This is a genomic window from Paraburkholderia oxyphila NBRC 105797, from assembly GCF_000685075.1.
Classification (GTDB): domain Bacteria; phylum Pseudomonadota; class Gammaproteobacteria; order Burkholderiales; family Burkholderiaceae; genus Paraburkholderia; species Paraburkholderia oxyphila.
Genome location: NZ_BAYD01000221.1, coordinates 1 through 4,339, shown reverse-complemented (window position 1 = coordinate 4,339; position 4,339 = coordinate 1). Strand labels below are relative to the sequence as shown.

The following is a 4,339-nucleotide window of genomic DNA, read 5'->3' as shown; positions in this document are numbered from 1 at the left end:
GGGAACCGCGCAAAAAAAATCACCCTCCCAACACATCAAAATCAAAATACCGCCGCTCGATCTTCTGATAAGTCCCATCCTTAATCATATCGGCAATAGCCTGATCGATCATAGCTCGCAGCTCAGTATCACTCTTTCGCAAACCAATGGCAGCCCCCACCCCAAGCGTCTTTGGATCACTAACAGGCGCACCAAGAAACGCATAATCCCGCCCTTGCGGCGTCTTCAAAAACCCATTACTACCAGAAATCATATCGGTAAGCGTCGCATCAAGCCGCCCCGACCGAAGGTCGGTATAAACCAGTTCCTGATTCGCATACGAAACCACGTTGATGCCAGCCGGCGCCCAATAAGCCTTCGCATAGGCTTCCTGCGTAGACCCTTGCGCCACCCCCACATTCTTCCCCTTCAGCGAAGCAACCGTAGGCTGCAACGTAGAGCCCCGAGGCCCAAGCAAACTACTGGGCGTATTGAACAACATGCTCGAGAACGCCACCTGCGCTTCACGCTTCGGCGTGACCGACATCGCCGAAAGAATCGCATCGAACTTGCGCCCCTGCAAAGCAGGAATGATCCCATCAAACGCCGTCTCCACCCACACACACTTCGCATGAAGCCGCCGGCAAATTTCATTGCCGAGATCGATTTCGAAGCCCACCAGCTTGCCGTCCGGCGCCCTGGATTCAAACGGGGCATAGGTCGGATCAACGCCGAACCTCAGCTCGGTCAATGCCTTTGCGTGTGCGCTGAGCGCCGCAAGTGACAGCGTGAGACACACCAGCGTCTTCTTCATGGCAAACATGGAATTCCTGTTCGAAATGGTCGCTTTCGGCGTCGGCCAGAGACCCGACTTCGAGGAGCAAGGGTTAACGAGAGCAGAACCGCCTTCGAGATGGCGTGAACAACATTGGCCCAAGCATATGGACACAAAAAATCGAATAATAGAGGTGTGCCGATGCACGATGCTTAAGTTTTTCTAAAACGTGCCCCTCGGTACGCAACTGCGCGTCACGCGCTCCGTATACTCCCCCATAGTATTGACATATACTCATCCCCAGTATCACGCTCAACCGCCCTCGCCCGGTCCATTGGGCGAGTCGATCCGAACGACCGTTCACCGCTCACGCGCCTTCAAGGAGACACATCATGGCCATTGCGCTTCACCCGACCGTCGATCAGGGCATCAAGAAAGGTATCGAGAATTTCGCAGGCGGCACGCTGCGCTGCAAGTGCAGCAGCGACCCGGTTGAAGTGCAGGTCGCTTCACAGGTGTTGTTCAACCACGCATGCGGTTGCACCAAGTGCTGGAAGCCCGCAGGCGCGTTGTTCTCGGTCGTGGGCGTGGTGCCACGCGAGAAGTTGTCCGTGGTGGCCCACGGAGAAAAGCTGAAGGTCGTCGACGAAAAGGCGCCTATCCAGCGCCATGCCTGCACCGCCTGCGGCACGCATCTGTATGGCCGCATCGAGAACAAGGACCATGCGTTCTACGGGCTCGATTTCATCCACACCGAGCTGTCCAGCGATGCCGGTTGGGACGGCCCCGGTTTCGCGGCGTTCGTTTCGTCGATCATCGAGAGTGGAACGCCGCCTTCGCAGATGGAGCAAGTGCGGCAAACCCTGCGCGACCAGGGCCTGGAACCCTATGATTGCCTGAGCCCCGCGCTCATGGACATCCTCGCCACGCACTCGGCCAAGGCAAAGGGCACTTACCGCGAGGCCTGATCCGCTTGCTTCAGCGTACGCAGGAAGAACGGCGCGAGCACCGAGACCGCTTCATCGACATAGTTCGGCACGTCGTAGAGCGACATGTGATTCGCGCCTTCCACCACGTGGAAATGCTTGTCCTGGCTCGCGGCGCGCGCGAACAGGTCGTCGCTCATCCACTTGCTGCCGGCCACGCTGCCCGCCACGATCTGCAGCGGCTGGGTCAGGAACGCTTCGGCCTTGTTATAGGCGTCGTAGGTGATGATCTGGTTCAGGCTGCGCGCGGTCATGTAGCCAGGCGCGTTGGGATGCTCGCAGCGCGGTGTGTGGTAGTACTCCCACGCCTCCTCGAGCTCCTTGTTCGGCGCGTCTTCCTTGCGCAACGGCGCGAGCGGCAGCGTGGCGAGCGCGTGGCTCGATGCGTCGCTCGTGCGCGCCTGCGAGCCGGCCTCGATGAAGGGCAGCGCATCCGCATCCTTCACCGTGTTTTCCCAGCCATTGCGAAACATCTGACCAATGTTCACCGCGCTCACCGTGCCCACCGCCTTGATGCGGCGGTCGTCGATGGCCGCGTTGGCCGTGTAGCCGCCGCCCGCGCAAATGCCCATCGCGCCAATCCGCTCGCGATCGACATAGGGCAGCGTGGTCAGATAGTCGATCACGGCGCTGATGTCTTCAGTGCGCACGTACGGATTCTCGAGCTGACGCGGCTCGCCCGTGCTTTCGCCCTGGTACGACGCATCGAAGGCGATCGCGATCAGGCCGTTATCCGCGAGTTTCCTGGCGTAGAGGCCGGCCGTCTGCTCCTTGACGCCGCCGCCCGGGTGCGTCACGACAACGGCGGCGTAGCGCTTGCGCTCGTCGAATCCTTCCGGAAAGTGGATCACCGCGGCCATGGTGACGCCCTGGCCATTGAGGTTCTTGAAGTTCACTTTCTGCATGGTGCGTTGCTCCTGTCTTGAAGAGGCGGTCGATGACCGATGACTCTATGGTAGACAACGCATCGCTTCAGAAAAATGGCCTTATCGAGACATCAGCGTTAAGCTGCGCTTGACAATGCCTGTGCCCGGCGCGCGCCGGCAGGAGCCGCCGGGCGCGCCGCGGCGGACATCAGTTGCCGTCGCCGCGGATCGAGTCGGGGGAGAAATACGCCTCGGTCATGTTCGACGTATGCGTGAGAATCGGCATCTCCTCCTGATTCGACAGACGGTCCGCATAGTACGCGCCCGAGATCAGATCGTGATAGAAGACCGAGGTCGAATAGAACGACTTGGCGTCGTACGCATAGAGCGTGGGCGCGAGGTTCATGCGCCACAGCGTGCCGCGCGCGTCGTAGTTGTCGGCGGCGACTGCGTTCCAGCTGTCCTCGTCGAGATACAGCACGCGCTTGGCGTACTGGTGGCGGAAGCCGGCTTTCAGCGTCGCCTGCAGCACCCACACGCGATGCAGTTCGAAGCGCATGTACTGCATGTTTTCATGGCCCTTCGTCAGCAGGTCGCTGTACTTGATCGATGGGTCCATCAGCTTGTAGTTGTCGTACGGGATGTAGATCTCGCGCTTGCCGAGGATCTTCCAGTCGTAGCGTTCACCCGAGCCGTTGAAGAGACGGTCGTCGTCCACCGTGCGAAAGCCGCCCGGGCCGATCGGCTGGTCGAAGCCGTACTCGGGCATCTGGCGCACGCGCCGCGTGCCGGGGTTGTATTGCCACGCGCGGCGCGTGTCCGAGCCTTCCTCGTTCCACATGTCGTAGCTCACGATGAGCGAGCCGCGGTCGGACAACGGCAACTGGGTTTGCACGCGCGCGAACGTCTTGTTCACGAGCGGGTTGCTGGCGGGCTGGAACGGAATGGCGCCGCGCGGCCCGTAGATGAAGTAGTTCACCTTGCCCCGGGCGATGTTGCCATCCGGATAGACGACCGCCTGGTCATAGGTGGCGCTCTCGCACTCGATCAGCGAGGCGAAGCGCAGGTTCCACATGGCTTCCACGCCGTCCTTGGGCACCGGGAACGGCGCGACCGGCGGGAAATCCTTCAAGCCGTTCTGGTCTGGTGTCATGGTCGTCTGCGGCGCGTAGGTGCGGATCGCCTTGTAGACCTCGTCCGGGTAGCGGAAATCGCGATGGCTCGGATACACGGTGATCTTGAAGGTATCCGGATACTTCTTGAGGAGCGCCTTTTCGCCGTCGGTTAGACGCGCTGCGTACTGCTGCATGTTCTGCGCGGTGATCGTGAAGAGTGGCTTGTCGCTCGCGTATGGGTCGGGGAAGCGATCGCCCTGCTTGTAGGTGATGTCGGGCGGGGCGCCGAGCCATTTGCCGGTCCAGGCGGGGATGGTGCCGTCTGCGTTGCCGGCGCGTTCGGCGCCCATGGGGGTGAGTGGGCCTTCCAGCTTGGCCATGTCGTCGGGGCTGGTTTTTGCGAGGGACGCTGTTGCCAGCGTCAGGGTTGCTGCCAGTGCGCAGATGGGTATCACGATATGGATAGGTTTTTTCATTTGCATTCCTTATTAGATAAGACACTATGACTTTCCGTGAGGCAGTGGCTGGCCTGCCGTGAGGAATCAAACGCGGGTTAGCATCGCTGCCAGAGCCGCAGGCGTTGGCCTTAACTTGTTTTCGCGGTGGGCCGCAAGCGTC

3 protein-coding genes and 1 pseudogene are annotated in these 4,339 nt (G+C 60.6%); 1 reads left to right on the top strand and 3 read right to left on the bottom strand.

Annotated elements, in window-relative coordinates:
• Positions 1 to 19 precede the first annotated feature (19 nt).
• Positions 20 to 793 carry an ABC transporter substrate-binding protein gene (locus tag BO1_RS48145; protein ID WP_028223688.1) on the bottom strand — a complete coding sequence of 258 codons (774 nt, stop codon included), beginning with the start codon at positions 791 to 793 and terminating at the stop codon, positions 20 to 22.
• Positions 794 to 1,146: 353 nt separating this feature from the next.
• Between BO1_RS48145 and gfa the strand changes: the two genes are divergently transcribed.
• Positions 1,147 to 1,722, top strand: coding sequence for an S-(hydroxymethyl)glutathione synthase (gene gfa, locus BO1_RS48140; RefSeq protein WP_028223687.1), 576 nt, complete (start codon positions 1,147 to 1,149; stop codon positions 1,720 to 1,722).
• On the opposite strand, the pseudogene BO1_RS48135 reads toward gfa, so the two are convergent.
• Together BO1_RS48135 and BO1_RS48130 are read right to left on the bottom strand one after the other, a co-directional pair.
• A pseudogene (locus BO1_RS48135) lies at positions 1,707 to 2,657 on the bottom strand (alpha/beta hydrolase); the annotation flags it as partial. The gene gfa and the pseudogene BO1_RS48135 sit on opposite strands and share 16 nt — an antisense overlap.
• Before the next feature lie 157 nt (positions 2,658 to 2,814).
• The gene (locus tag BO1_RS48130) at positions 2,815 to 4,197 is read right to left on the bottom strand and encodes a DUF1329 domain-containing protein (protein WP_028223685.1); all 1,383 of its coding nucleotides are present in this window, start codon (positions 4,195 to 4,197) and stop codon (positions 2,815 to 2,817) included.
• Between the last annotated feature and the right edge of the window lie 142 nt (positions 4,198 to 4,339).